Source organism: Sporosarcina sp. Marseille-Q4063 (assembly GCF_018309085.1).
Taxonomy (GTDB): domain Bacteria; phylum Bacillota; class Bacilli; order Bacillales_A; family Planococcaceae; genus Sporosarcina.
Window position 1 is genome coordinate 3860936 of the sequence record NZ_CP070502.1, and the last position, 25825, is coordinate 3886760.

24 protein-coding genes are annotated in these 25825 nt (G+C 42.0%); 22 read left to right on the forward strand and 2 right to left on the reverse strand.

Translation table 11 applies throughout. From position 1 onward, the window contains the following. Positions 1–36: 36 nt before the first annotated feature. From JSQ81_RS19345 to hfq, 16 genes are all read left to right on the forward strand, one after another. Entirely contained in the window at positions 37–858 is an 822-nt protein-coding gene (locus tag JSQ81_RS19345; protein WP_212605604.1) for a DUF3388 domain-containing protein, read from the forward strand. Between the two features lie 22 nt (positions 859–880). After that, entirely contained in the window at positions 881–1762 is an 882-nt protein-coding gene (locus JSQ81_RS19350; protein ID WP_212605605.1) for a helix-turn-helix domain-containing protein, read from the forward strand. A gap of 48 nt (positions 1763–1810) precedes the next feature. Next, entirely contained in the window at positions 1811–2389 is a 579-nt protein-coding gene (pgsA, locus tag JSQ81_RS19355) for a CDP-diacylglycerol--glycerol-3-phosphate 3-phosphatidyltransferase (RefSeq protein ID WP_212605606.1), read from the forward strand. 13 nt (positions 2390–2402) lie between these two features. After that, a complete protein-coding gene (locus JSQ81_RS19360; protein ID WP_212605607.1) occupies positions 2403–3641 on the forward strand; it encodes a competence/damage-inducible protein A in 1239 nt (412 codons plus the stop codon). 194 nt (positions 3642–3835) lie between these two features. Beyond that, the gene (gene recA / locus JSQ81_RS19365; RefSeq protein ID WP_212605608.1) at positions 3836–4909 is read left to right on the forward strand and encodes a recombinase RecA; all 1074 of its coding nucleotides are present in this window, start codon (positions 3836–3838) and stop codon (positions 4907–4909) included. A gap of 1093 nt (positions 4910–6002) precedes the next feature. Next, positions 6003–7562, forward strand: coding sequence for a ribonuclease Y (gene rny, locus JSQ81_RS19370; RefSeq protein WP_212605609.1), 1560 nt, complete (start codon positions 6003–6005; stop codon positions 7560–7562). Positions 7563–7638: 76 nt separating this feature from the next. Continuing rightward, complete coding sequence (locus tag JSQ81_RS19375) at positions 7639–8436, forward strand: TIGR00282 family metallophosphoesterase (protein WP_212605610.1); 798 nt, start codon at positions 7639–7641, stop codon at positions 8434–8436. Positions 8437–8522: 86 nt separating this feature from the next. After that, entirely contained in the window at positions 8523–8813 is a 291-nt protein-coding gene (locus JSQ81_RS19380; protein ID WP_212605611.1) for a stage V sporulation protein S, read from the forward strand. A 347-nt stretch (positions 8814–9160) separates the two neighbouring features. Further along, a complete protein-coding gene (miaB, locus tag JSQ81_RS19385; protein ID WP_212605612.1) occupies positions 9161–10711 on the forward strand; it encodes a tRNA (N6-isopentenyl adenosine(37)-C2)-methylthiotransferase MiaB in 1551 nt (516 codons plus the stop codon). Further along, the gene (locus JSQ81_RS19390) at positions 10711–11139 is read left to right on the forward strand and encodes a YlbF/YmcA family competence regulator (RefSeq protein ID WP_212605613.1); all 429 of its coding nucleotides are present in this window, start codon (positions 10711–10713) and stop codon (positions 11137–11139) included. Before miaB ends, JSQ81_RS19390 begins: the two co-directional genes overlap by 1 nt. Before the next feature lie 100 nt (positions 11140–11239). Next, positions 11240–11812, forward strand: a complete 573-nt coding sequence (cotE, locus tag JSQ81_RS19395) for an outer spore coat protein CotE (protein ID WP_212607749.1) — start codon at positions 11240–11242, stop codon at positions 11810–11812. Positions 11813–11944: 132 nt separating this feature from the next. Further along, positions 11945–14503 carry a DNA mismatch repair protein MutS gene (gene mutS, locus JSQ81_RS19400; protein WP_212605614.1) on the forward strand — a complete coding sequence of 853 codons (2559 nt, stop codon included), beginning with the start codon at positions 11945–11947 and terminating at the stop codon, positions 14501–14503. 5 nt (positions 14504–14508) lie between these two features. After that, positions 14509–16320, forward strand: coding sequence for a DNA mismatch repair endonuclease MutL (gene mutL, locus JSQ81_RS19405; protein ID WP_212605615.1), 1812 nt, complete (start codon positions 14509–14511; stop codon positions 16318–16320). Between the two features lie 42 nt (positions 16321–16362). Continuing rightward, the gene (locus tag JSQ81_RS19410; protein ID WP_249336584.1) at positions 16363–17277 is read left to right on the forward strand and encodes an alpha/beta fold hydrolase; all 915 of its coding nucleotides are present in this window, start codon (positions 16363–16365) and stop codon (positions 17275–17277) included. Continuing rightward, a complete protein-coding gene (gene miaA / locus JSQ81_RS19415) occupies positions 17259–18263 on the forward strand; it encodes a tRNA (adenosine(37)-N6)-dimethylallyltransferase MiaA (RefSeq protein WP_249336585.1) in 1005 nt (334 codons plus the stop codon). The genes JSQ81_RS19410 and miaA overlap by 19 nt, the downstream gene beginning before the upstream one ends. Then, complete coding sequence (gene hfq, locus JSQ81_RS19420) at positions 18260–18484, forward strand: RNA chaperone Hfq (protein WP_212605616.1); 225 nt, start codon at positions 18260–18262, stop codon at positions 18482–18484. Before miaA ends, hfq begins: the two co-directional genes overlap by 4 nt. 18 nt (positions 18485–18502) lie before the next feature. On the opposite strand, the gene JSQ81_RS19425 is transcribed toward hfq, so the two are convergent. Next, positions 18503–19132: a trimeric intracellular cation channel family protein gene (locus JSQ81_RS19425; protein ID WP_212605617.1), complete on the reverse strand. Its 630-nt coding sequence runs from the start codon at positions 19130–19132 to the stop codon at positions 18503–18505. A 145-nt stretch (positions 19133–19277) separates the two neighbouring features. Between JSQ81_RS19425 and JSQ81_RS19430 the strand changes: the two genes are divergently transcribed. Then, complete coding sequence (locus JSQ81_RS19430) at positions 19278–20543, forward strand: methionine gamma-lyase family protein (protein WP_212605618.1); 1266 nt, start codon at positions 19278–19280, stop codon at positions 20541–20543. A 335-nt stretch (positions 20544–20878) separates the two neighbouring features. Here the strand turns inward: JSQ81_RS19430 and lexA are convergent, their stop codons facing one another. Further along, complete coding sequence (gene lexA, locus JSQ81_RS19435; RefSeq protein WP_212605619.1) at positions 20879–21499, reverse strand: transcriptional repressor LexA; 621 nt, start codon at positions 21497–21499, stop codon at positions 20879–20881. A 197-nt stretch (positions 21500–21696) separates the two neighbouring features. Here lexA and JSQ81_RS19440 point away from each other — a divergent pair, with 197 nt between their 5' ends. From JSQ81_RS19440 to sirA, 5 genes are all read left to right on the forward strand, one after another. Beyond that, positions 21697–22011, forward strand: a complete 315-nt coding sequence (locus tag JSQ81_RS19440) for a cell division suppressor protein YneA (protein WP_212605620.1) — start codon at positions 21697–21699, stop codon at positions 22009–22011. Then, the gene (locus JSQ81_RS19445) at positions 22008–22670 is read left to right on the forward strand and encodes a YneB family resolvase-like protein (RefSeq protein WP_212605621.1); all 663 of its coding nucleotides are present in this window, start codon (positions 22008–22010) and stop codon (positions 22668–22670) included. Before JSQ81_RS19440 ends, JSQ81_RS19445 begins: the two co-directional genes overlap by 4 nt. Before the next feature lie 78 nt (positions 22671–22748). Next, entirely contained in the window at positions 22749–22982 is a 234-nt protein-coding gene (locus JSQ81_RS19450) for a DUF896 domain-containing protein (RefSeq protein WP_212605622.1), read from the forward strand. Positions 22983–23102: 120 nt separating this feature from the next. Continuing rightward, positions 23103–25106 (forward strand): transketolase, encoded by a 2004-nt coding sequence (gene tkt / locus JSQ81_RS19455; RefSeq protein ID WP_212605623.1) that lies wholly within the window; start codon positions 23103–23105, stop codon positions 25104–25106. Between the two features lie 242 nt (positions 25107–25348). Continuing rightward, entirely contained in the window at positions 25349–25792 is a 444-nt protein-coding gene (gene sirA / locus JSQ81_RS19460) for a sporulation inhibitor of replication protein SirA (protein WP_212605624.1), read from the forward strand. The last annotated feature ends 33 nt before the right edge of the window (positions 25793–25825 follow it).

Consider the following 25825-nt stretch of genomic DNA (forward strand, 5'->3'; position numbering starts at 1 on the left):
TTTCAGGCGTCCTTATTACCGGAAGGGGTGTGTCGAATGGGGAAATGGTATCTCGAATATGAAATTCAAGTGAACCGCCCAGGACTACTCGGGGATATTTCATCACTACTAGGCATGTTGAGGGTCAATATTGCAACAATTAATAGTGTGGACGGTGGACATGAAAGAGCAGAAGGCGGCTTACATCGAGGGCTTTTATTAACAACTGAGGATGACGACCAAATTCAACGTTTTGAACAAATAGCCTCAACCATGGATACGATTAAAATCAAGAAAATTCGAGAACCTAAATTGAGCGATATTCTTGCAGTTCGTCATGGACGTTATATATTGCGAGATACTGAAGATCGCAAGACTTTCAGGTTTCTTCGAAGTGAACTTGGAATTCTAGTCGACTTTATGGCAGAGTTATTTAAGGAAGAAGGCCATAAGCTAATTGGCATTCGGGGCATGCCGCGTGTTGGTAAAACAGAATCGGTTGTTGCCGCAAGTGTTTGTGCAAATAAGAAATGGATTTTTCTTTCTTCTACGATGATAAAGCAAACGGTTCGGAATACGCTTGCAGGAGATGAGTTTTCTAAAGATAATATTTTTATCTTAGATGGGATTGTCTCGCGTAAAGCGGCAGACGAACGACATTTACAACTTGTTCGGGAGATGATGCGCATACCTTCAATAAAAGTAGTCGAGCATCCAGATATATTTGTACAACATTCCGAGTACAATATTGAGGATTTTGATTATATTATCGAATTGCGAACTGAACATGATCAAGAAATTACATACGAAATGATGGAGAAAAACCACATGATGTCCAATCGAGGGGCAACAGGTGGATTCGACATCTTTAACCTTTGATAGGAATAGGTAGGTGTTTTAGGTGACCGGACTAGGTGACCGTCTCAGAGAGGCGAGAAAAGCGAAAGGCTACTCATTAGATGATTTACAATCAATAACAAAGATACAGAAACGGTATTTATCGGGTATCGAGAATGAAGAATTTGGATCGATGCCAGGGTCATTCTATGTCCGTGCTTTTATTAAGCAATATGCGGAAGCAGTCGGGCTAGATGCGGACGAGATGCTTCTTTTGTATCGCGACAGCTCTGGAAAATTGGAGTTGAAAGAAGAAGAACAGCAACATGCTCCTCAAACATTATCGCGTCGAAGCGGTTCCAGAAACAATCGCCTCAATGAAGTGTTGCCGAAAATAATTGTGGCATTATTTATTATCGTAATTATTGTTGCCGTATGGTTTTTAAATAAATATCACGTTGCAAATAAAAATGATGAGGTCGGGACGGAAGACTCAATAATCGTCGATAATGAACAACCTGCTGATACCAATAAAGATGATGGCACAAATGGTGATGCAGCAGGCGATGACACGGATGTCGAAGAAGATGCTGAAGAGACTGAAGAACCAGCTGTTGAACAAGTATTAACACATGAAAGATCAGCTGGAGAAGACTCTTTTTACAGGCTTTCCAACGCTGAAGGACTTAAACTTGAAATTCGGACGAACGGTGATTCGTGGATTGGCGTATTAGACCGTTCAAATACAGAACGAATGCCAAAACCAAGAGGCGCCGATACATTTAAAGCAGGCGAGTCGGTGGAAATTGATGCTTCAGATACGGACTGGGTGCGAATTCGAGTAGGTCGCACTGCGTCAACGGAAATTTATGTGAACGGCGAGTTGCTTGAATACCCAGATAATCGCACGACACAAAATATTATTATAGAATATGAGAAAGAATAATAGTCATCTAGCCAGATGACTATTTTCTTTGAAAGGATAGTGTCCCATTTGAATTTACCAAATAAAATTACAGTTTCACGCATTTTATTAATTCCGGTGTTCATGCTCTTCATGCTTGTCGATTTTAATTTTGGAACGGTTAATCTACTCAATACAGATATACAGACAAGTCATGTAATCGGCGGATTGATATTTATTATTGCATCCATTACAGATTGGCTTGACGGCTATATTGCTCGGAAATATGAGCTCATTACGAATATGGGTAAGTTTCTAGATCCACTTGCGGATAAGTTACTCGTTTCAGCGGCACTTATTATTTTAGTTGAGCTTGGTTCTGCGCCTTCGTGGATTATTATTGTCATTATTAGCCGCGAATTTGCAGTTACAGGCCTTCGTTTAATTCTTGCGGGCGGCGGGGAAGTTGTAGCCGCAAATCAACTAGGAAAAATCAAAACCGTGACACAGATTTTAGCTATTATTTCACTGCTGTTCAATAATATCTATTTCGAGTCAATCGGCGTGCCATTTGGAACGATCATGCTATACATTGCATTATTCTTCACAGTTTGGTCAGGCGTTGACTATTTTTATAAAAATAGACGCGTTTTACTCGAATCAATGTAAGGGGGATTTGGTTATGAAAGTTGAGATTATTGCTGTTGGCTCCGAATTATTACTCGGTCAAATTACGAACACTAACGCGGCCTTTATGTCGTCCCGTCTTGCAGAAATAGGGGTAGACGTGTATTTTCACACAGTAGTCGGAGATAATCCGAAGCGGTTAGAAGAAGCAATTACGATTGCGGAAAAACGTGCGAATGTTCTTGTTTTCTCGGGGGGACTCGGACCGACTAAAGACGATATGACAAAAGAAACAATAGCTAAACATATCGGCTTATCACTAGTAAGTGATGATGAAGCACTTAAACAAATTGAACAGTATTTTGAGCGAAGTAAGCGCGGCATGACGGAAAACAATAAAAAACAAGCTTTAGTATTAGAAGGCTCGGAAGTACTTCCGAATCGTACTGGAATGGCCCCAGGAATGGTTGTTGAAAAAGAAGGTATTCAATACATACTTTTACCAGGGCCGCCTCATGAGCTGCAACCGATGTTCGTTGATGAAGCAATTCCATATTTGCTTAAGGTCAATGGTAAAAAAGAAGTGATTACATCACGTGTCTTGAAGTTTTACGGGATCGGCGAAGCGGAACTTGAACATCGCATTCAACCACTTTTAGAAAAACAGTCCAATCCAACCGTGGCTCCTTTAGCGACGGCTGAAGCGGTCACGTTACGAATTACTGCAAAAGCGAGTACAATCGATGAAGCCAATCAACTGATCGATCCAGTTGAAGAAGAAATTCGTTCCATCGTAGGCGAATACATATATGGAATCGACGATGACACATTATCTTCAAAAGCTGTAGAACTACTGAAGAAAAAAGGATTTACATTATCAGCTGCGGAAAGTTTAACGGCAGGTTTATTCCTCGCTGAACTTGCTGACGAACCTGGAATTAGCGGCACACTATCTGGCGGAGTTATCGTTTACGACGAAGAAGCAAAAGTAAATCAACTTGGTGTCGAACAGAAATTGCTTGATGAGTACGGCGTGGTGAGTAAGGAATGTGCCGGATCTCTCGCATTCAATGTCCAACAGAAATTCAAAACAAATGTCGGCGTTGGAATAACAGGTGCGGCAGGCCCGACTCCACATGATGGAGAACCAGTGGGCACTGTTTGGATAGGTATCGCTTTGCCAAATGAAAAGCCTGCAACATACAAACTTTTATTATCAGGAACGAGAAATAACAATCGCCTGCGTTCAGCACGTTTTGCGCTTTATTACTTGATCAAAGAGCTTTCGAAATAGTAAAGGTTGATAATTTTATTTTGACAGCTATTTTCATATGAAAATTTAATAATCACCCCTATTTGATATGAATAATTTCATTTCAATAAAATTCTCTCGAATAAACGTTCGCTTTTTTGTTGTGTATTTATAATAAAAGAGGTATAGTAAGAACAGATAGAAAAACAGGAATTAATTTGAGGGAGGAAATTTATTTGAAAAATCGTAAAGCAGCATTAGATATGGCGTTAAAGCAAATTGAGAAACAATTTGGTAAAGGATCTGTTATGAAACTTGGTGAAAAAACGGATCGCCAAATTTCAACAACGTCAAGCGGATCACTCTCCCTAGACATCGCACTTGGAGTAGGCGGATATCCACGTGGCCGGGTTGTAGAAATTTATGGACCTGAGAGTTCAGGTAAAACGACAGTCGCACTCCATGCGATTGCCGCAGCACAGGCAGAAGGTGGAACAGCCGCATTTATTGACGCGGAGCATGCACTTGATCCTGAATATGCAAAACGTCTTGGTGTTAATATAGATGAACTTTTATTATCACAACCTGATACAGGAGAACAAGCACTCGAAATTTGTGAGGCGCTTGTTCGTAGTGGCGCGGTCGACATTGTCGTCGTTGACTCGGTTGCTGCTCTTGTTCCAAAAGCTGAAATTGAAGGAGAGATGGGCGACTCGCACGTTGGTTTGCAAGCGCGCTTGATGTCTCAAGCACTTCGTAAATTATCGGGTGCCATTAATAAATCAAGAACGAACGCAATTTTCATCAACCAAATCCGTGAAAAAGTCGGGGTCATGTTCGGTAGTCCTGAAGTTACACCAGGAGGACGTGCACTGAAGTTTTATGCTTCAGTTCGGATTGATGTTCGCCGCGGAGAAGCTATTAAACAGGGAACTGAAATTGTCGGAAACAAGACGCGTATCAGAGTCGTGAAAAACAAAGTCGCGCCACCATTCCGTCTTGCTGAAGTCGATATTATGTACGGCTTGGGCATTTCGCAAGAAGGTGAAATTGTAGACCTCGGTACTGAAGTAGAAGTAGTTCAACGTAGTGGGTCATGGTATTCCTACGAAGGAGAGCGTCTGGGACAGGGTCGAGAAAACGCGAAGCAATTCTTGATCGAAAATCCGGATGTTAAAAAAGCCATTGATAAAAAAATTCGCGATCATTATAACCTTGACGGAGAAGCTACAGTCGTTGAAGGACATGATGTAGATGATGAAGCTGAAGCTAAAGAACTCGAATTATTACTAGATGACGAAAAGAACTAATAATAAGGCTTGCTAGACGGTTCACTCCTAAAAGAGTGGACCGTTTTTTTGGTGTGTGGACTGGGAGGGGTGGCGGTTGCTACAATATCGCGCCGCGTTGCTCCCGTATCGCATGAGTTTATTCCCGTTGCGCCGTGGTTTGTTCCCGTAGCGGGTCCCGCGGTGGTTTTATTCCCGTATCGCGCCGTGTTGCTCCCGTATCGTATGAGTTTATTCCCGTTGCGCCGTGGTTTGTTCCCGTAGCGGGTCCCGCGGAGTTTTTATTCCCTTATCGCGCCGTGTTGCTCCCGTATCGTATGAGTTTATTCCCGTTGCGCCGTGGTTTGTTCCCGCAGCGGGTCCCGCGGAGTTTTTATTCCCGTATCGCGCCGCGTTGCTCCCGTATCGCATGAGTTTATTCCCGTTGCTCCGAGGTTTGTTCCCGCAGCGGGTCCCGCGGAGTTTTTATTCCCTTATCGCGCCGCGTTGCTCCCGTATCGCATGAGTTTATTCCCGTTGCGCCGTGGTTTGTTCCCGCAGCGGGTCCCGCGGAGTTTTTATTCCCTTATCGCGCCGCGTTGCTCCCGTATCGCATGAGTTTATCCCGTTGCTCCGAGGTTTGTTCCCGCAGCGGGTCCCGAGGAGTTTTTATTCCCGTATCGCACAGCGTTGCTCCCGTATCGCATGAGTTTATTCCCGTTGCGCCGTGGTTTGTTCCCGCAGCGGGTCCCGCGGAGTTTTTATTCCCGTATCGCGCCGCGTTGCTCCCGTATCGCATGAGTTTATTCCCGTTGCGCCGTGGTTTGTTCCCGTAGCGGGTCCCGCGGAGTTTTTATTCCCGGTTCTCCCCAGTTTATTCCAACACCAAAGCCCACTTCACGTACTACGGCCCCCCAACAAACGCTTCTATTTACCCAATAATATCTTCTCGAACATACTAACTCCTCAATTAATCAGTAAGAAAGGACTTGTGTATCCTTGACATGCGATTTTTACAAAGATACAATTAGAACTGTATACCTTATACCCCAAAAGATTAATTTAGGCAGTATGTTGTACGTTGATATACGAGCCGACTGAAAATGAAAAGAATAGCAATTAGGAGGTGACCAGGATGTTAGTAGAAATAATCATCTCCGCTTTGCTCGGTTTCATCGTCGGTGCTCTTGTTATCTATTTTGTTAATCGAAAAGTGAATGAATCAAAAGTGACAGGTGCCAAACACTCGGCAGAAACAATTGTCGAGGAGGCCAAGCGTGAAGCGGAGGCTTTGAAAAGAGAGGCACTACTGGAAGCGAAAGATGAAACTCACAAACTGAGAATTGAAGCGGAAGCTGAAATCCGCGAACGACGGTCAGAATTGCAAAAACAAGAAAATCGTCATTTGCAGCGGGAGGAACATCTCGACCGTAAAGATAATGCTCTCAACAAAAGAGAAGCGGGTCTGGAGCGCAAAGAAGAAGCGCTTACCGGAAGACAACAGCATATTGAACAGATGGAACGCAAGGCGGAAGAACTAGTGACCGTTCAACAAACGGAACTTGAAAGAATATCATCACTAACGCGAGAAGAAGCGAAACAAGTGATTCTCACGGAAGTCGAAAAAGAACTCGCAACGGATATTGCCGTTATGACAAAAGAGTCGGAGTTGCAAGCAAAAGAAGAATCAGACAAAAAAGCACGTGAAATTCTTTCCATCGCATTGCAACGTTTCGCAGCAGATCATGTTGCCGAAACAACAGTATCCGTAGTAAACTTGCCGAACGATGAAATGAAAGGCCGAATAATTGGTCGAGAAGGACGTAACATCCGGACGCTTGAAACACTTACAGGAATCGATCTTATCATTGATGATACACCGGAAGCAGTCGTCTTATCAGGATTCGATCCAGTTCGTCGGGAAACTGCTCGCCTCGCACTCGAAAAACTTGTGCAAGATGGACGAATTCATCCAGCGCGTATTGAAGAAATGGTTGACAAGTCAAGACGTGAAGTGGATGAACTCATTCGTGAAACAGGAGAGCAAACATCATTTGACATCGGCGTACACAATCTTCACCCAGATCTCATTAAGATTCTCGGAAGACTGCGCTTTAGAACAAGCTATGGACAAAACGTCCTCAAGCATTCAACGGAAGTTGCATACCTAACAGGACTTTTAGCAGCAGAACTTGGAGAAGATGTAACACTTGCAAGACGTGCGGGACTCCTTCATGATATTGGAAAAGCAATCGACCATGAAGTTGAAGGAAGCCATGTCGAAATTGGCGTGGAACTAGCAACGAAATATAAAGAACATCCGGTTGTCATTAACAGTATTGCATCTCATCACGGAGATACAGAAGCGACATCGGTTATCGCGGTACTTGTTGCAGCTGCAGATGCTTTATCTGCAGCCAGACCAGGTGCCCGTAGCGAAACACTCGAAAATTACATTCGACGTTTGCAAAAACTCGAAGAAATTTCGGAATCATACGAAGGCGTGGAAAAATCATTTGCCATCCAAGCAGGTCGTGAAGTTCGGATTATCGTTCGTCCAGATCAGATTGATGACATTACAGCACATCGTCTCGCTAGGGATATTCGAAAAAGAATTGAAGAAGAACTTGATTATCCGGGTCATATAAAGGTAACAGTCATTCGTGAAACGCGAGCGGTTGACTACGCAAAATGATGATAAAAAGGCTTCCGGGAATTAAAGTCCGGAAGCCTTTTTTCATTTGAGATAAACAAAAGAAAGAGGTCTTTTAATGAAAATCGTATTTATTGGTGATATTGTCGGCTCGTTAGGAAGAGACATGGTGTACCGCTATTTACCGCGTCTAAAACGGAAATACAATCCAGACGTCATCATTGCGAACGGAGAAAACGCAGCAGCTGGTAGAGGGATTACGAAGGTTATTTTTGATGATATGCTGCGTGCTGGCGTCGACGTTGTAACGATGGGGAACCATACTTGGGATCAAAAAGAAATTTATGATTTCATTGATGAAACGGATTATTTAATTCGCCCGGCAAACTTTTCGGACGAGGCACCGGGTCGCGGAATGACGACCATTTCACGAAACGGAGTCACATTATCCGTAATTAATTTGCACGGAAGAACATTTTTGCCGCCCCATGGGGACCCGTTTGCAAAAATTGATGAACTTCTTGATGAAGCACATGAAATTTCACCGCTTGTTTTTGTCGATTTTCACGCGGAAGCAACGAGCGAAAAAATTGCAATGGGTTGGCATCTTGACGGCAGGGCGTCAGCTGTTGTAGGAACGCACACGCATGTCCAGACAGCCGATGAACGAATTCTTCCTGAAGGAACAGCCTACCTGACAGATGCGGGCATGACGGGACCGTACGATGAAATCCTCGGAATGAAAAAAGAAGATGTCATTTACCGTTTTCAAACAAATATGCCGGTACGATTCGAAGTTCCTAAAAATGGGCGTGTCCAATTAAACGGTTTATACGTTGAATTGGATGATAAAACCGGGAAGGCCATTCATGTTGAACGAATTATGATTAACGACGATAAACCATTTGAAAGTTAAGTTGAGTCTAAACGAATCCTTTTTCTCATAGTATGGGCTATGGACGTATCCGTTCCATAGACATCGGAAAACAAGGAGGAATAATGGTGAACCCATTGAAAGTCTCATCTCGCTCGAATCCAAATTCAGTTGCTGGTGCGCTCGTCGCAGTCATCCGAGAACAAGGGTATGCTGAAATGCAAGCTGTAGGAGCGGGTGCACTTAATCAAGCAGTAAAAGCAATTGCGATTGCACGGGGGTTTGTCGCGCCAAGTGGATCTGATCTTACTTGTGCGCCAGCATTCACCGATATCGTGATTAATGGTGAGGGACGGACGGCTTTGAAATTGCTCGTCGAAAAGCGAACACGTGGGGCAACCCAAAACGATATGCAATAATGAAAAACTACGGGGATGATTAAATCTCCGTAGTTTTTAATTGCTCAGGAAACTATAAAATTACTGACTGTAGATATCTTCTAACTTAGAGATTTCGCGTCTAGCTCCAGGCGCCAGCCCCTCGGGTCATAAGCAATCGAGCTATGTGGCAAAGAGCACCACGTCGCTCGATTGCTTATGCCTGTCGGGGCTAGACGGGCGCCTTGTGCTTTTGTTCTAAACTGTGACAAACAATCGACAAAATGCCAACAATTAATCCTCTCCTTGTACACTCGGGTCCAAGTTAAGTATAATAAGATACGTATGAAATCGTTCCCGAGAAACTGTCGGAAAGGGGATTCAAAATTATGAATGAAGAACAGCGCATAAGTGCCGGGCAGATAAAGTCAGGCTTAGTAAATAAAGATGAAAAGACTGAGAAAGATTACAGTCAATATTTCCAAACAGTCTATAAACAACCCAATTTGAAAAAAGCGAGAAGACGTGGCGGGGAAGAAGTCGCGTATTTCGACGACTTCGAAATCGACGAACGTTTTCTCAATATGGGTAAAGGTAGAAAATTTTATATTCGTACATATGGCTGCCAAATGAACGAGCACGACACAGAAGTAATGGCGGGTATTTTCACAGCACTTGGTTATGAAGTTACAGATACGGTTGAAGATGCGAACATCATATTGTTAAACACATGTGCCATTCGTGAAAATGCGGAAAACAAAGTGTTCGGAGAGCTCGGACATTTAAAGCCGCTTAAACAGCGCAATCCAGATATTTTGATCGGCGTTTGCGGTTGCATGTCGCAAGAAGAATCTGTCGTCAATAAAATACTTCAAACCTACGACCAAGTCGACATGATTTTCGGCACGCATAATATTCATAGACTCCCGAACATTTTACATGAAGCCTATATGTCAAAAGAAATGGTTATCGAAGTGTGGTCTAAAGAAGGCGACATAATTGAAAACCTTCCAAAGGTACGCCACGGTGATATTAAAGCATGGGTCAATATTATGTACGGTTGCGATAAATTTTGTACATATTGCATCGTGCCCTATACAAGAGGAAAAGAGCGTAGTCGAAGACCTGAAGATATCATTCAAGAAATCCGGCAACTTGCAGCCGGGGGCTATAAAGAAATTACACTTCTTGGGCAAAACGTGAATGCTTACGGGAAAGATTTTGATGATCTGGATTATCGTTTCGGCGATTTGATGGATGATTTACGCAAAATCGATATTCCGCGTGTCCGCTTTACGACAAGTCACCCAAGAGATTTCGATGATCATTTAATCGAAGTCCTAGCAAAAGGCGGAAACCTTGTTGAACATATTCATCTTCCAGTGCAGTCAGGTTCCACATCTATATTGAAAATTATGGGTAGAATTTATTCGCGCGAAGAATATCTCGAACTCGTTCGTAAAATAAAAGCTGCGATTCCTGATGTGTCGTTAACGACAGATATCATCGTCGGATTCCCGAATGAGACTGATGAACAATTTGAAGAAACGATGACATTGTACAAAGAAGTCGGTTTTGAAACTGCTTATACGTATATTTATTCGCCGCGTGATGGCACGCCTGCCGAGAAAATGGCGGATAATATTCCGATGGAAGTGAAGAAAGAAAGACTTCAACGATTAAATAAACTCGTTAACGACTATTCTTTGAAAGCCATGAAGCAATTTGAAGGGCAGCTTGTCGAAGTTCTCGTTGAAGGTGAAAGTAAACGGAATGATGAAGTCCTTTCCGGATACACTAGAAAGAACAAACTAGTTAACTTCAGAGCTCCAAAAGATGTAATCGGAAAACTTGTCCATGTAAAAATAACTGATGCGAAAACATGGTCGCTCGACGGCGAATTTATCGGCGTTGCAGAAAAGAAAGAGGTCGTATTATAATGGAAAAAAAATATACTAAAGACGATATTATCGCTAAGGCGAATGAAATCGCACTAATGATTGCCAACACGGAGGAAGTAGACTTCTTCAAACGCGCGGAAGCCCAGATCAATGAAAATCAAAAGGTCCGTGAAAACATCGCAAGCTTAAAGTCATTGCAAAAACAAGCGGTTAATTTCCAACAGTACGGTAAAGAAAGAGCTTTGGAAATTATCGAAGGTAAAATTGATAAAATTCAAGAAGATATCGACGCGGTTCCAATCGTTCAAGAATTCAAACAATCACAAGGTGAAGTAAATGATTTACTGCAACTTGTTTCGACAACAATTGCGAACGGCGTGACGAATGAAGTAATTAAGTCAACTGACGGAGATTTGCTTCGCGGCGAAACGGGTTCGTACGTTAAAAACACGACGTATAACAATTAATTAATAATATAAATCGGCGGGATTAATTTCCTTCCGATTTTTTCACTCTCTAGGCTCCTGTCGCATAAGATAAATTGAAGCGAATGGAGGAGGAAGAGAACTGAAGAATTTACGTCAAATCGTGACGAAGGCGATCGTTGCAAAAGGGAAGGAAAGGACCGATTCAAAAGAAATTCTATGTCCGCCAAACAAGCCGACTAGTATACTTGGCTGCTGGGTTATCAATCATACCCATCAAGCAAAAAAGTCAGGTAAATACGTTGAAGTCTCGGGTAAGTTCGATATAAATGTTTGGTATTCCCATAATAATCATTCGAAAACTTCGGTGTTTACGGAAACAATTCCATATAAAGACCGAATTCGATTACATTATCGGGATGAACCGACATCTAGAGTTGAAGAGGTTATCGTAGATGTTATACAGCATCCAAACTGTACCGAAGCAATCATATCCGAGTGTGGAGAAAAATTCGTTATTTGTGTGGAACGTGAATTAGTCGCGGAAGTTGTGGGCGAAACAAAGATTTGCGTCACCGTCCATCCGCACACATTTGAAGAGGAGTGGCCGAACCGAGATGAATCGTCATCATCAAGTCATAGACATGGCCATGGTCACGGCGAGCATAAGCATGAACATGAACATAAAAAAGGAAAAGATTCATCACCGTTCTAAGCATGCTTTCTGGTTGATAATTACGCTAAGGCGAATGAATCGAGTCGGGAATTATATCCCGGCTTTTTTTCGTATTTCATGAAACTTTGATATAATGAATAAAACATATTGTAATAGTGAGGGTACATAATAATGACATCTTATACACCGATGATCCAGCAATACTTAAAAATAAAATCAGAACATGAAGATGCCTTCTTGTTTTTCAGATTAGGCGACTTTTATGAATTGTTCTTTACAGATGCGACCGAAGCTTCGCAAATACTCGAAATCACATTAACGAGCCGAGACGCGGCCAGTGGTAACCGCATTCCAATGTGCGGTGTTCCGTACCACGCCGCAGAAGGGTATATAGAAACGCTTGTGCGAAAAGGATACAAAGTAGCGATTTGTGAACAAACAGAAGATCCCCGAGCAACAAAAGGAATTGTTCGCCGAGAAGTCGTTCGAATTGTAACACCGGGAACAATGACAGAAGGTAAAAGCTTCGATACAAATACGAACCATTTTATTGGTTCAGCGGCTATCATCACAAACGGGAAATACGCACTCGCTTATTTAGATTTATCGACGGGTGAAGGGAAAGTTCAATACGTCGAAGGCGATGAACGCACATTGATCTCTGAAATCGATGCGCTTGGCATGAAAGAAGTGGTGGTTGCGGAAGGACTGCATATTGCATTAAGCGATAGCATGGCAAAACGAAATATTACATTATCAATAGAATATAATAAGGATTCATTAGAGCGGCAAGAAAACGTTCCGGAAGATGTAATAGAAGCTTGCGATAATCTAATTTCATACGTGAAACGGACGCAAAAGTCGTCACTAGAACATATTCGTCCATTTGATTTTATTGAAAAACAAGAAAAGCTATCCATCGACGCAAATTCAATGCGCAATTTGGAACTTGTTCAATCTATTCGCAACGGCACTAAAGAAGGGACGCTCTACTGGCTGCTCGATGAAACGGTAACGGCTATGGGTGCGCGGAAACTGAAAATGTGGATACACCAACCGCTTGCCGAGCAAGTGAAAATCGAAACACGCCTCGATACAGTGACTGAATTAGTAGAGGATTTCTTTTTAAGCGACGACTTGAAAACAAACCTGCGCGAAGTGTATGATCTTGAAAGATTGGCGGGTCGAATTTCAATGGGCTCCGCAAACGGCAGGGACCTTGCCCAGTTACGAAATTCTTTACGACAAGTGCCGAACTTGAAAGATGCGCTTGCAAACTCCGGTAAAAAGCATCTGACACAATTCGCGGAAAAAATCGATGTGTGTCAAGACGCAAGAGACATACTTGAAATGTCGATTGCAGAAAATCCGCCGATTACGGTAAAAGAAGGCGGCGTCATCAAGGATGGTTATAATAAAAAACTCGATACATACAGAGATGCCGCTAGAAACGGAAAAGAGTGGTTAGCGGAGCTTGAACAAGAAGAGCGTGAACGAACGGGCATAAAAAACTTGAAGATTGGGTATAATCGTGTTTTTGGGTATTTCATTGAAATTACGAAATCCAATATTCATTTGGCGGATAATGAGCGTTATGAAAGAAAGCAGACACTGGCGAATGCCGAGCGTTATATTACGCCTGAGTTGAAAGAAAAAGAAGATTTAATCTTAAATGCTGAAGCAGACGGATTAGAACTAGAATATGATTTATTCAGTTCAGTTCGGGAATCAATGAAGATGCATATCAGAGAAGTTCAACACCTGGCTTCTATATTAAGCGAGCTTGACGTTCTTTTATCATTTGCTACAGTTGCAGAAAAACAAAACTACGTGAAGCCGACTTTTCATGAAAGTAAAGGGTTAGTAATAAAAAATGGCCGTCACCCAGTCGTTGAAAAAATGATGGACCATTCGCTTTATGTACCAAATAATTGTGTATTGCCAGAAGAGGCAAATATGCTTCTCATCACAGGACCAAATATGTCCGGAAAAAGCACCTATATGCGTCAAGTTGCACTCATAGTCGTAATGGCGCAAATCGGTTGTTATGTGCCTTGCGATAGCGCGGTGCTCCCGGTTACAGACCAGATTTTTACACGAATCGGTGCCGCGGATGACCTGGCGTCGGGCCAAAGTACGTTTATGATGGAAATGATGGAATCTCAACATGCGATTGCCAATGCAACCGAAAAAAGTCTCCTTTTATTCGATGAAATCGGAAGAGGTACGTCGACGTATGACGGAATGTCTTTAGCCCAAGCCATGATGGAATATATTCATGATGAAATTGGCGCGAATACATTATTCTCGACCCACTATCATGAATTGACGATGCTAGACACTAAACTTTCAAGACTTGAAAATGTTCATGTCGCCGCTATGGAACAAGACGGCAAAGTAGTCTTTCTCCATAAGGTCATGAAAGGCGCTGCAGACAAAAGTTACGGCATTTACGTTGCCGATCTTGCGGGCTTGCCAACACCTTTACTTACTCGGGCCAAAGAGCTGCTGAAAACCTTTGAAAATAAGGAACAAGGTACGGCTACTTCAAATGAGCCTCAACAAATGGCGTTTTTCGATATAGGCGAAGAAGAACAGAACGCATTGTCTGAAGAGAAAAAAGAAGTCCTAGCAAGTCTAGAAGAAACAGATTTACTCAATATGACACCGCTAAACGCCTTGCAGTATGTCTTTGAACTGAAAGAGAAACTCCGCTCAGCGAAAGGATGAATGACGTGAATATAATCAAAGTAATGGACGATACACTGTCGAATAAAATTGCCGCAGGGGAAGTCGTTGAACGGCCTGCGTCAATCGTAAAAGAACTCGTCGAAAATTCGATAGACGCGGAGAGTACGGTCATAGAAGTTGCGTTAGAGGAAGCAGGCCTAACAAAAATTAGAGTAACCGATAACGGAAAAGGCATGTCAAAACAAGATGCAATCCGAGCTTTTGAACGTCACGCAACAAGCAAGATAGATAATGAACATGACTTATTTCGCATTCGAACACTTGGGTTTCGCGGGGAAGCACTTGCTAGTATCGCTTCTGTATCCAAAATTGAATTATGGACATCAGACGGGGAAAGCACTGGAACTGAGGTCTTTATTGACGGCGGGAAATTGGTGAAACACGACAATGCCGCTTACCGAAAAGGAACGGACATTACCGTTTCGCAACTATTTTTCAATACACCTGCCCGTCTTAAATATATGAAAACGATACAAACGGAACTCGGCCATACAATTGGATTGGTGAATCGGTTGGCGCTGAGTCACCCGCATATTGCTTTCAAATTAACGCATTCCAGTCAATCGCTGTTGCAAACCTCAGGAAGCGGGGACCAACTGCGTGTGCTGGCAGATATCTACGGAATCTCGGCCGCGCGAAAAATGGTTCAATTCAAAGGAGAAAACGCGGATTATTCAACGTATGGTTATGTTTCCTTGCCGGAAATGACGCGCGCATCAAGAAATTATATGACGACCATTGTAAACGGGCGTTGGATTCAAAGCTATGCCATTAACCGGGCTGTCCTTGAAGCTTTTCATACGTTTTTGCCTATTGGCAGATATCCAATTGCGGTTATCAATGTCGAAGGTGATCCATTCCTAACAGATGTTAACGTCCATCCATCAAAACAACAAATTCGTATGAGTAAAGAAGGCGAGCTGCTGACGCTTATTAAAGAATCCATACAAAAAGCAATTCAGAAAAACGTAGTTGTGCCTGGAGTGACGAAAAAAGAATCAGCACCCCAAAAACCTTCTGAACAAGTCAGGTTTTGGGCAACTCCTCCGCGTCAAGAACCACCTGCTGAAATATCCAGTACGCCCGTACAACAGCCGGATAACGAGCCGTCCCCTGTATATGAAAAAGCCGAACAAAGCGTTCAGCAATCCGACTGGGCGGTTAACGAGCCGTCTCCTACGGCTGAGGTAACCGAAATAGACGACGGACCAACATTTCCGACATTATTTCCTGTCGGACAAGTACACGGGACGTATATTATCGCGCAAAATGAAGACGGATTTTTTATGATTGATCAGCATGCAGCGCAAGAACGTATTAAATATGAGTACTTTAGAGATAAATTAAAAGAAACAGAAATAAATGAACGACAGCTTCTATTAGTACCACTCACTTTTCATTACTCCGTGGACGAAAAAACAAGAATTGAAGAAGGCAGAAAGCTTCTTGAAGATGTGGGAATATACTTGGAAGAATTTGGGCAAACTTCATACATTGTTCGCGAATTTCCTACTTGGTTTCCAGCTGGTGAAGAAACAGAAATTATCGAAGAAATTATCGAGCAAGTATTGAATTCAAGAAGGATTGATATCGGAAAGTTGCGCGAGGAAGCAGCAATTATGATGAGTTGCAAACGCTCGATCAAAGCAAATCACCATTTAACTATGGCAGATATGGGAAAACTATTGAATGATTTGTCCGAAGCTGGAAACCCATTTACTTGTCCGCACGGAAGGCCGGTACTCATTCATTTTACGACGTATGAAATCGAAAAAATGTTTAAACGAGTTATGTAAAAGATATATAATTACAGCAAGACAAAGGGGTGGTGTTGAAAATTGAAAGAGCTAACATTGGAAATGTCGGATGGCTTCAAACTTTATGCCTTTATTAAAGAGCCAACTTCCAAGCCAATTGGGCATATTCATCTCCTTCACGGAATGGCGGAACATATCGGGCGCTATGAATTTGCGATTAACTTTTTCTGTGAACAAGGTTTCGTCGTTTCAGGGCATGATCACCGTGGACATGGCCAAACCGCTTTATTAAATGGCATGAAAGGGTATTTCGCAGAAAATGATGGTTTCAATCGTGTCGTCCAAGATGCGCATGAAGTTATATCAGAAGTTAAAACCGTTCATCCAGCTTTAAAATTCACCCTATTAGGACATAGTATGGGTTCGTTTATCGCCCGCCGCTATATTCAGTTGCACGGGGATGACGTTGACCTTGCAATCTTGTCGGGAACAGGCGATGATTCGGGCGTTGCCAGATATGGGGGACTAGCATTTGCTCATCTTGCAGGCAGAAGAAAAGGGTTCACTGAACGCAACCACCAGCTGGATTCACTTGTTTTTGGTGCGTTCAATAAAAAAATTGAAAAACCGCAAACAAAATTCGACTGGCTATCAAAAAATGAACAACATGTATCGGAATACATGCTTGATGAAAAATGCGGCTTCATCCCAACTACCCAATTTTTTATCGATTTATTTAACGGGCTAGGGTTAATTCATAAGAAGCGTGAAATCGCTAAAATACCGAAGAATTTACCGATCTTGCTTTTTTCTGGAGTTGACGATCCAGTAGGCAATTACGGGAAAGCGGTGTGGAAAGTAGCGCGGCAATATAATTATGCCAAGATTGATGAGGTTACTGTATTAATATTTGAAGAAGGGCGGCACGAGTTGTTGAATGATCCAGCTCAAGTTCATGTTCTAGAGGCGGTGCTGGAATGGATGCAAAAACGATGACGGAAAATCTTGACGTACTTGCGATTGTCGGTCCGACAGCATCAGGGAAAACTGCGCTCAGTGTCACATTGGCCAAGTTATTAGGCGCTGAAATTATTAACGGCGATTCAATGCAGGTGTATAAAGGCCTCGATATTGGAACCGCCAAAATTACGACAGCTGAAATGGACGGCGTTCCACATCATCTGTTCGATATAATCGATGCGGACGAAACATTTTCTGTTGCACAATACCAAGCTGAAGTTCGAAAAAAGATTGAAGAAATACAAGCCCGTGGAAAATTGCCGATAATCGTAGGCGGTACGGGATTATACGTGCAATCTGTTTTATATGATTTTCGTTTTACTGACGAGGCGTCAGATATGGAAGTGCGAAATCGATTGGAAAAGGAACTCGACGAAATCGGTGCCGAACATCTTTATCAACGTCTTGAACAACTAGATCCAATCGATGCGAAAAAAATCCATCCAAACAATCACCGGCGAATCATTCGGGCGCTTGAAATTATTGAGGTGACTGGGAAGACCAAAGGCGAGCATGAACAAAATGCAGGGAAAAATGCACTTTATAACCATTTGTTAATCGGATTGGAATTGGAACGCGATTTGCTATATGATCGGATTGACAGACGAGTTGACCTGATGATGGAACAAGGATTTTTGCAAGAAGCAGAAAATTTGTGGAATGCTGGAATTCGCAATATGCAATCGGTTCAAGCAATCGGCTATAAAGAACTTCATCAGTATATTGAGGGGAAAATACCATTAGATGTCGCGATTCAATTAATCAAGAAAAATTCTCGAAATTATGCGAAGCGACAGATGACCTATTTTCGTAATAAATTAGCTATCGATTGGGTTGACGCGACAAAGGGAACTGATGAACAAGTGAAAGAAATTTTTAATGTTTTAAAGGGTTTTAGACTAGGTAAAGAGAATGTAGTAGTAGAGAAAAGTTATGACCACACAGGAGGGGCAATTTTATGAAACAAGGAAAAATGCAAGACGTATTTTTGAATTCATTGCGCAAGAACAACATTTCTGTAACAGTTTTTTTAATGAATGGCTTTCAACTGAAAGGACTTATCAAATCATATGATAATTACACAGTCCTACTTGAAACGGACGGAAAGCAGCAACTTATTTATAAGCATGCAATCTCAACTTATGTACCGGCAAAAATGATTACAATGGATCTTGAAGAATAATAAAAACGGAACAGGCGATTATAGCCTTGTTCCGTTTTTTTCTTGTACTGTTTTGATTTTGCGAAGTGGGTGCCGCCAGTGGAAAATCAGTGATAATATTCGAAGGCCGGTAATAATGACTAACAAAAAATAGAGCGCTATGTCGCCTTTAAAAATACCGAGCCCGATTAATAAGCCGCCGCCTGCTGCCCAAACAGCGTAAATCTCTCGTTTAAAGACAAGCGGCCTTCTGCCTGCAAGTAAATCACGTATAATTCCGCCGCCGGAACCCGTCAGAACGGCCGCCACAATGACTGCGCTCAGCGGAAGATCCAATGAAACAGCAAACATGGCACCTTGTATCGCAAAAGCCGATAATCCTACCGCATCAAAATAAGTTCCCCAACGTTCCCAGTGGTTGATTAAATTATTTGGAAACAAAAATATAATTGTAATCGATACAATCGCTACTTGGAATAAAAAACCTTGATCCCATAATGCAGACGAGGGAAGGCCAATTAACAAGTTCCGGATCGCTCCACCGCCAAAAGCCGTGACAACACCGAGTATATAAACGCCAAATAAATCATATTCTTCCTCCATCGCAATAATGGCTCCAGAAATGGCAAAGGCAAATGTGCCGATAAAACTGAATACATCCCACGCCATCGGTCTTCCCTCATTTCAGGTAGTTTCAAATTAGACTATCAGATTTCAAACGAATTACAACTTTAGGAAGAATGTGAACATTGACCCCGTGCTGCAAACTGATAAAATTAAACTATCAACATACAGAAGGAAGAGGCAAAAATAAATGTTAGCAAATGAAGAAACAAATTTGGACATTCAAACCGATTTAATTGAACAAAAACTCGAACCCTATTTTAAACAGGTAGAAAAAGTAGCATTTACCAATCAGAAAAAAGTTCTCGCCGCATTTAAAAATAATCGTGTCAGCGATTTTCATCTGATTGGCTCTACGGGATATGGCTACGACGATGAAGGTCGAGACGTGTTAGAAAGTGTTTATGCGGATACATTCGGGGCAGAAAGCTGTCTCGTTCGAAATCAAATCATCTCGGGAACACATGCCATCTCGATTAGTTTGTTTGGCGTACTTCGTCCCGGTGACGAATTATTATACATAACAGGAAAACCGTATGATACGCTCGACTCAATCGTTACTGGAAACGGTAAAGACACGGGTTCGCTTCATGACTTTGGCATAACGTATAAACATATCGATTTACTTGAAGATGGTCGTGTGGATTTTGATGAAGTGAGTAAGAGTATTCATGATAAAACCAAAGTGATTGGGATTCAACGATCTAAAGGATATTCGGATAGACCATCATTTATGATTGATGAAATTGCTGAAATGGTAAAGAAAGTAAAGGCGATTAATCCGAATCTGATTGTTTTTGTCGATAACTGCTATGGAGAATTTGTTGAAGAAAAGGAACCTACTGAAGTCGGTGTCGATTTAATGGCAGGTTCGCTTATCAAAAATCCAGGCGGGGGTCTTGTTAGAACAGGCGGGTATATTGCGGGCGGGAAAGATCTCGTTGAACAATGCGCTTACAGAATGACTTCGCCGGGCTTGGGAGCTGAAGCCGGTGCGTCGCTTGATACGCTTCGCGAAATGTATCAAGGTTTTTTCCTCGCACCTCATATCGTTAGCCAGGCGGTGAAAGGCGCACTCTTTACAGCAGCCCTGCTAGACAGTTATGGTCTTGTGACAACACCGCATTACTCGGATAGAAGGACGGACCTCATTCAATCTGTATCATTTCGAAATGCCGAGCAAATGATTGAATTCTGTCGGACCATACAAGAAAATTCGCCAATCAACGCGCATTATGCACCAGAACCGTCGTATATGCCCGGCTACACGGACGATGTAATAATGGCGGCCGGCACTTTCATTCAAGGCTCCAGTATTGAATTGACAGCGGATGGTCCTATCAGACCTCCTTACACTGCTTACGTTCAAGGCGGACTTACGTATGAACATGTAAAAGCGGCAGTATTGTCTTCGATGGATAAACTGATTGCGAATAAATTAATAGATATAGAGTAAAAAACGAAGTCGGCTCGATTCGAGAATAAACGCTGGAGCATCGAGAGCAACCGGACCAGCATCGAGAGCAAACCGTTGCGCATCGAGAATAAAATTAGCGAGCCGTACGTTACGGGAATAAACTAGCGCGTTACGGGAGCAATCCCCCGCGTTACGGGAACAAATTTGGCGAGCCAGACGTTACGGGAACAAACCAACGCCATACGGGAATAGATGAGTCCGTTAAGGGAGCAACCCCCCGCGTTACGGGAACAAAATAGGCGTCCACGGATCTATACTTTATAGTTTTAAGCATAAAAAAAGGAGCTGTTTATCAGCTCCTTTTGCTTATGCTTTTACTGGATATTTCGGTATACGCCGACAACTTTACCAAGTACGGAGACATTGTCCACGATAATTGGATCCATTGAGGAGTTTTCGGGTTGTAGTCTGAAATAGTTTTTCTCTTTAAAGAAACGCTTAACAGTCGCTTCATCATCTTCGGTCATCGCTACGATTATCTCGCCATTTTGTGCTGTGCTCGTTTGTTTAACAACAACGTAGTCACCATTTAAGATTCCGGCTTCAATCATACTCTCACCGACAATTTCCAACATGAAAATATTGTCATCTGCCGTTCCAAATGTTTCCGGAAGTGGAAAATACTCTTCTATGTTCTCAATTGCTGTAATTGGCAGCCCGGCAGTAACTTTTCCGACGAGAGGGACGTTTAGGACGCCAGGTTTAATAGCTTCAAGACCCTCGGGATCCAATACTTCTATCGCACGAGGCTTTGTTGGATCTCTTCGAATATACCCTTTACTTTCCAATCGCGCCAAATGTCCATGAACCGTTGAGCTAGAAGCTAGTCCAACTGCCGTTCCGATTTCACGTACGGATGGTGGATATCCTTTCTGATTCACTTCGGATTTTATAAAATCCATAATCGCTTGTTGTCTCTTAGAAATTTTTGTCATCCCAATCACCCCTATTATAGTAGTTTTCGTATTGAGAAAGAGTAAACACTCGAACACGAATTCCCTTATTGAATCTAGTATATCAGCCGTTCTTCTAAAAGACAAACGTTAGTTCTATAAAATGATTGACAAATGTAAAAATCTATCTTATTATAAGAACATGCATTCCGAACAAACATTCGCTAGGAGAGATTAATATGACATTCATAAAAAATAATAGTTATTTACTTCTTGTCGTTGCAGTTTGTATTATATTTACCGTAGTCGGTATGAGTAAAGCGGAAAATGATGTTGTATTCGAAAAAGTAGTTGTTGCTGAAGGGGATACGCTATGGGGCTATTCTACAAAATACGCAACTAATAATGTTCCCGCTGATAAATGGATCAAAGATATTATAAATTTAAACAATCTTAAAACGACGACAATTCGTGTAGGCGAAGAGTTGAAATTACCAAAGAGTACCGTATTCGATCAAAAAGATATCGCTACGCTTGCGGGTGAGGGCGAGTGAAGAAAGGAAAAAAACAATGTGTCATATACTGCAGAGTCAGTACTGAAAAAGAAGTGCAGGAAATGTCTCTCGCTAGACAGGAAGAGGAACTAGAACAATTGGCAAAGGAACTTAATTTTGTCCACATAGAAACTTTCCAGGATCGACACAGCGGTTTTGATATCGACCGCGGTGGCTTACTTGAATTGTTGGATTTTGTGCGAGATGAAAATATTGATGCCGTTCTTATTCAAGACGAGACAAGACTGGGTCGCGGAAATGCCCGTATGGCAATATTGCATTTGTTGGCCAAAACTGAAACAGAAATCTTTTCCCATAACGATGGGGGTCCGCTCGCATTAAATGAAATGGATACAATGATGCTTGAAATACTAGCAATCGTTGAGGAATACCAACGTAAATTACACAATGCAAAAATTAGACGCGGAATGCAGCGCGCTGTCCGTGATGGCTATCGACCAGAACGAAACTTGAAAAATCGCGGCAATGCAGAAGGGCGCGAAAGAATCGAAGTGCCAGTCGGTGAAATTATTTCTTTACGCGACAAAGGGTTAACATTTGAGGAAATTACTAATGTGCTAAAAGGGCTTGGACATGATATAAGTAAAGCGACGGTACATCGTCGATTTAAAGAATACGAACTCGAGCAGGAAGGCTAAATTATTGCGCTTCCTGCTTTTTTTGTATACCTTTTACATAGTGAAAAGATGAAAAGTAAATGATGCGGAGGAATAAAAATGTTATCACAAGAAAAAATAGATCGAATTAATGAACTCTCAAAAAAATCGAAAACAGCCGGGCTCTCGATTGAAGAGGCAAAAGAGCAAACCAAATTGCGCCAGGAGTATTTAACATCGTTTCGTTCTTCAATGAGGGAAACGATTGAAAACGTGCAAGTTATCGATCCAGAAGGGACAGACGTCACACCAGAAAAGGTTAAACAAGCGCGAAATCGAAATTTGCGCAACTAAAGAATAAGGCATATCTGTGATAAACCCTCGAAAAAATTGTAATTGTCACTCGGTTTGACTAAACTATAGAAGGATACATGTAGAAAACAGATTTGACATAGGAAAGGAAGAACATTACTTATGACTCAAAATATTGATCAATTAGCTATTAATACAATCCGAACATTATCAATTGATGCAATCGAAAAAGCGAATTCAGGACACCCTGGATTACCGATGGGTGCTGCTCCGATGGCATACACGCTATGGACAAAACATATGCACCATAACCCATCTAACCCGCAGTGGTTTAACCGCGACCGTTTTGTACTTTCTGCAGGTCATGGCTCAATGCTTCTATATAGCTTATTACACCTTGCAGGTTACGGTCTTCCAATGGAAGAACTTAAAAACTTTAGACAATGGGGTTCTTTAACACCGGGTCACCCAGAATATGGGCATACAGTCGGCGTTGAAGCAACAACTGGCCCACTAGGTCAAGGAATCGGCATGGCTGTCGGAATGGCAATGGCTGAGAAGCACCTTGCAGCTACGTACAACAGGCCCGGATATGAAGTAGTCGATCATCATACATACGCGCTTTGTGGTGATGGGGATTTAATGGAAGGTGTTGCGGGAGAAGCAATATCTTTGGCGGGACACTTACAATTAGATAAGTTAATCATTCTTTATGACAGCAATGATATTTCACTCGATGGTGAATTAGACATGTCATTTACGGAGAATATCAAAAAGCGTTTTGAATCATACGGTTGGAACTACATCCGTGTTGAAGATGGAAACGACGTTGGTCTTTTATCAAAAGCGATTGAACAAGCGAAACAAAATGAAGGCGGACCGACAATGATTGAAATTAAAACAGTCATCGGATATGGTTCACCTAATAAGTCTGGTAAGTCTGCAGCACACGGCGCGCCGCTTGGCGAAGATGAAATGAAACTTACTAAAGACTATTACAAATGGACATTTGAAGAAGATTTCTTTGTTCCTGAAGGTGTCTATGAAGCATTCCAAGAAGGAACAGAAAAACTTGGCGTTCAAAAAGAACAAGAATGGAATGAGCTTTTCGAGAAATATGAAGCTGAACACGCTGACTTAGCACAACAATTACTAAATGCAATTGATGGAAAATTACCGGAAGGACTTGTAGAATCACTTCCAACATATACAGAAGGTACTTCATTAGCAACGCGTGCAGCATCAGGCGACGCAATTAATGCGATTGCACCAATTCTGCCATCACTATTCGGCGGAAGTGCGGACCTTGCAGGTTCAAACAATACAACAATTAAAGAATCAGGCGATTTCTTGCCATCTGACTACTCAGGTCGTAATATTTGGTTCGGTGTACGTGAATTTGCAATGGGAACGGCGTTAAACGGAATGGCACTACACGGAGGCTTACATGTATTTGGTGGAACGTTCTTCGTATTCAGTGACTACGTTCGTCCGGCTGTTCGCTTATCAGCTTTGATGAATGTTCCTGTAACTTATGTATTCACACACGACAGTGTGGCAGTAGGCGAGGATGGCTCTACTCATGAGCCGGTTGAACATTTGGCATCACTTCGTGCAATGCCAGGTTTATCAATCATTCGTCCTGCCGATGCAAACGAGACGGCTGCCGCGTGGAATATGGCTTTATCATCAAGAAAGAATCCAACAGTTCTTGTCTTGTCACGCCAAAACTTGCCTGTTCTATCTAAGACCGCAGAACTTGCACACGAGGGCGTTTCGAAAGGTGCATACATTGTATCTCCAGCAACGAAAGAAAAAGCAGATGCTATTCTTTTGGCTTCAGGATCTGAAGTAAGCCTAGCTGTAGCAGCACAGGAAAAATTAAAAGAAGAAAATATCGATGTAAGCGTCGTATCAATGCCTTCATGGGACTTGTTTGAAAAACAAAATGATGAATACAAACAAAGCGTACTTCCAAAAGACGTGAAAAAGCGTCTTGGTATCGAGATGGGTTCATCACTCGGATGGCATAAATACATCGGCGACGAAGGAGATATTTTGGCAATTGACACATTTGGAGCAAGTGCCCCAGGAAATGTCATTCTAGAAAAATACGGTTTCACTGAAGATAACGTTGTTTCGAAAGTGAAAAACTTACTAAAATAAAAAGTAACTTTAGCTATTCTGAAAGCCGGTTTCCAAACACGGCTTTTAGAATAGCTTTTTTTAAAATCAATTAAGCAAACTTGTATGTAAGGTGGTTTTCATGGTAAAATAACTGAAAATACAGGAAACCGTATTCTGAATCAAAATTCGACAAAAATAGTTACTAACTATTTCACAATATGACAGTCTTTTCAGAATTAAACAGATACACTTCTACATATGAGGAGGTGGGAGTCGTGCGGATGTACGGAATATATAAAGTGAAAAAGGAATACGAACCATTTGTAATTGGACGAGAACAACTCTTATACGATTTACTAAAAGAGAACGGGGAGCAAAGTAATGATTTAAAAGAAATCCATTATCTTTGCGACATCATTGAGCCCGAAATAATTGATGAAGCGATCCTTTCAAATCTGAGTAAAGTATTTGAAACAATTGAAAGAGAAAACGGGGAGTATAAATTGACTCACCCAGTGAAAGGTTCTATTCTAATCTCACTTTCTGCTTATTCTCTTTCAGTTTTTTGTGACGGATCTCGTATGCTAGACTTGGACTTATTTGTCGCGTTGTCCGAAGTGGATAGCCGTTTTTTTGCAGTAATGGACAATAACGGAGAGTGGGGATGGTTGAAACCGATCAAGTTCTCAGACAGTGAAAGAAAAACTGCTGCGATTTTTCGTTGAAAAGGTAGTATATCAAGCAATAGTATTGTATAA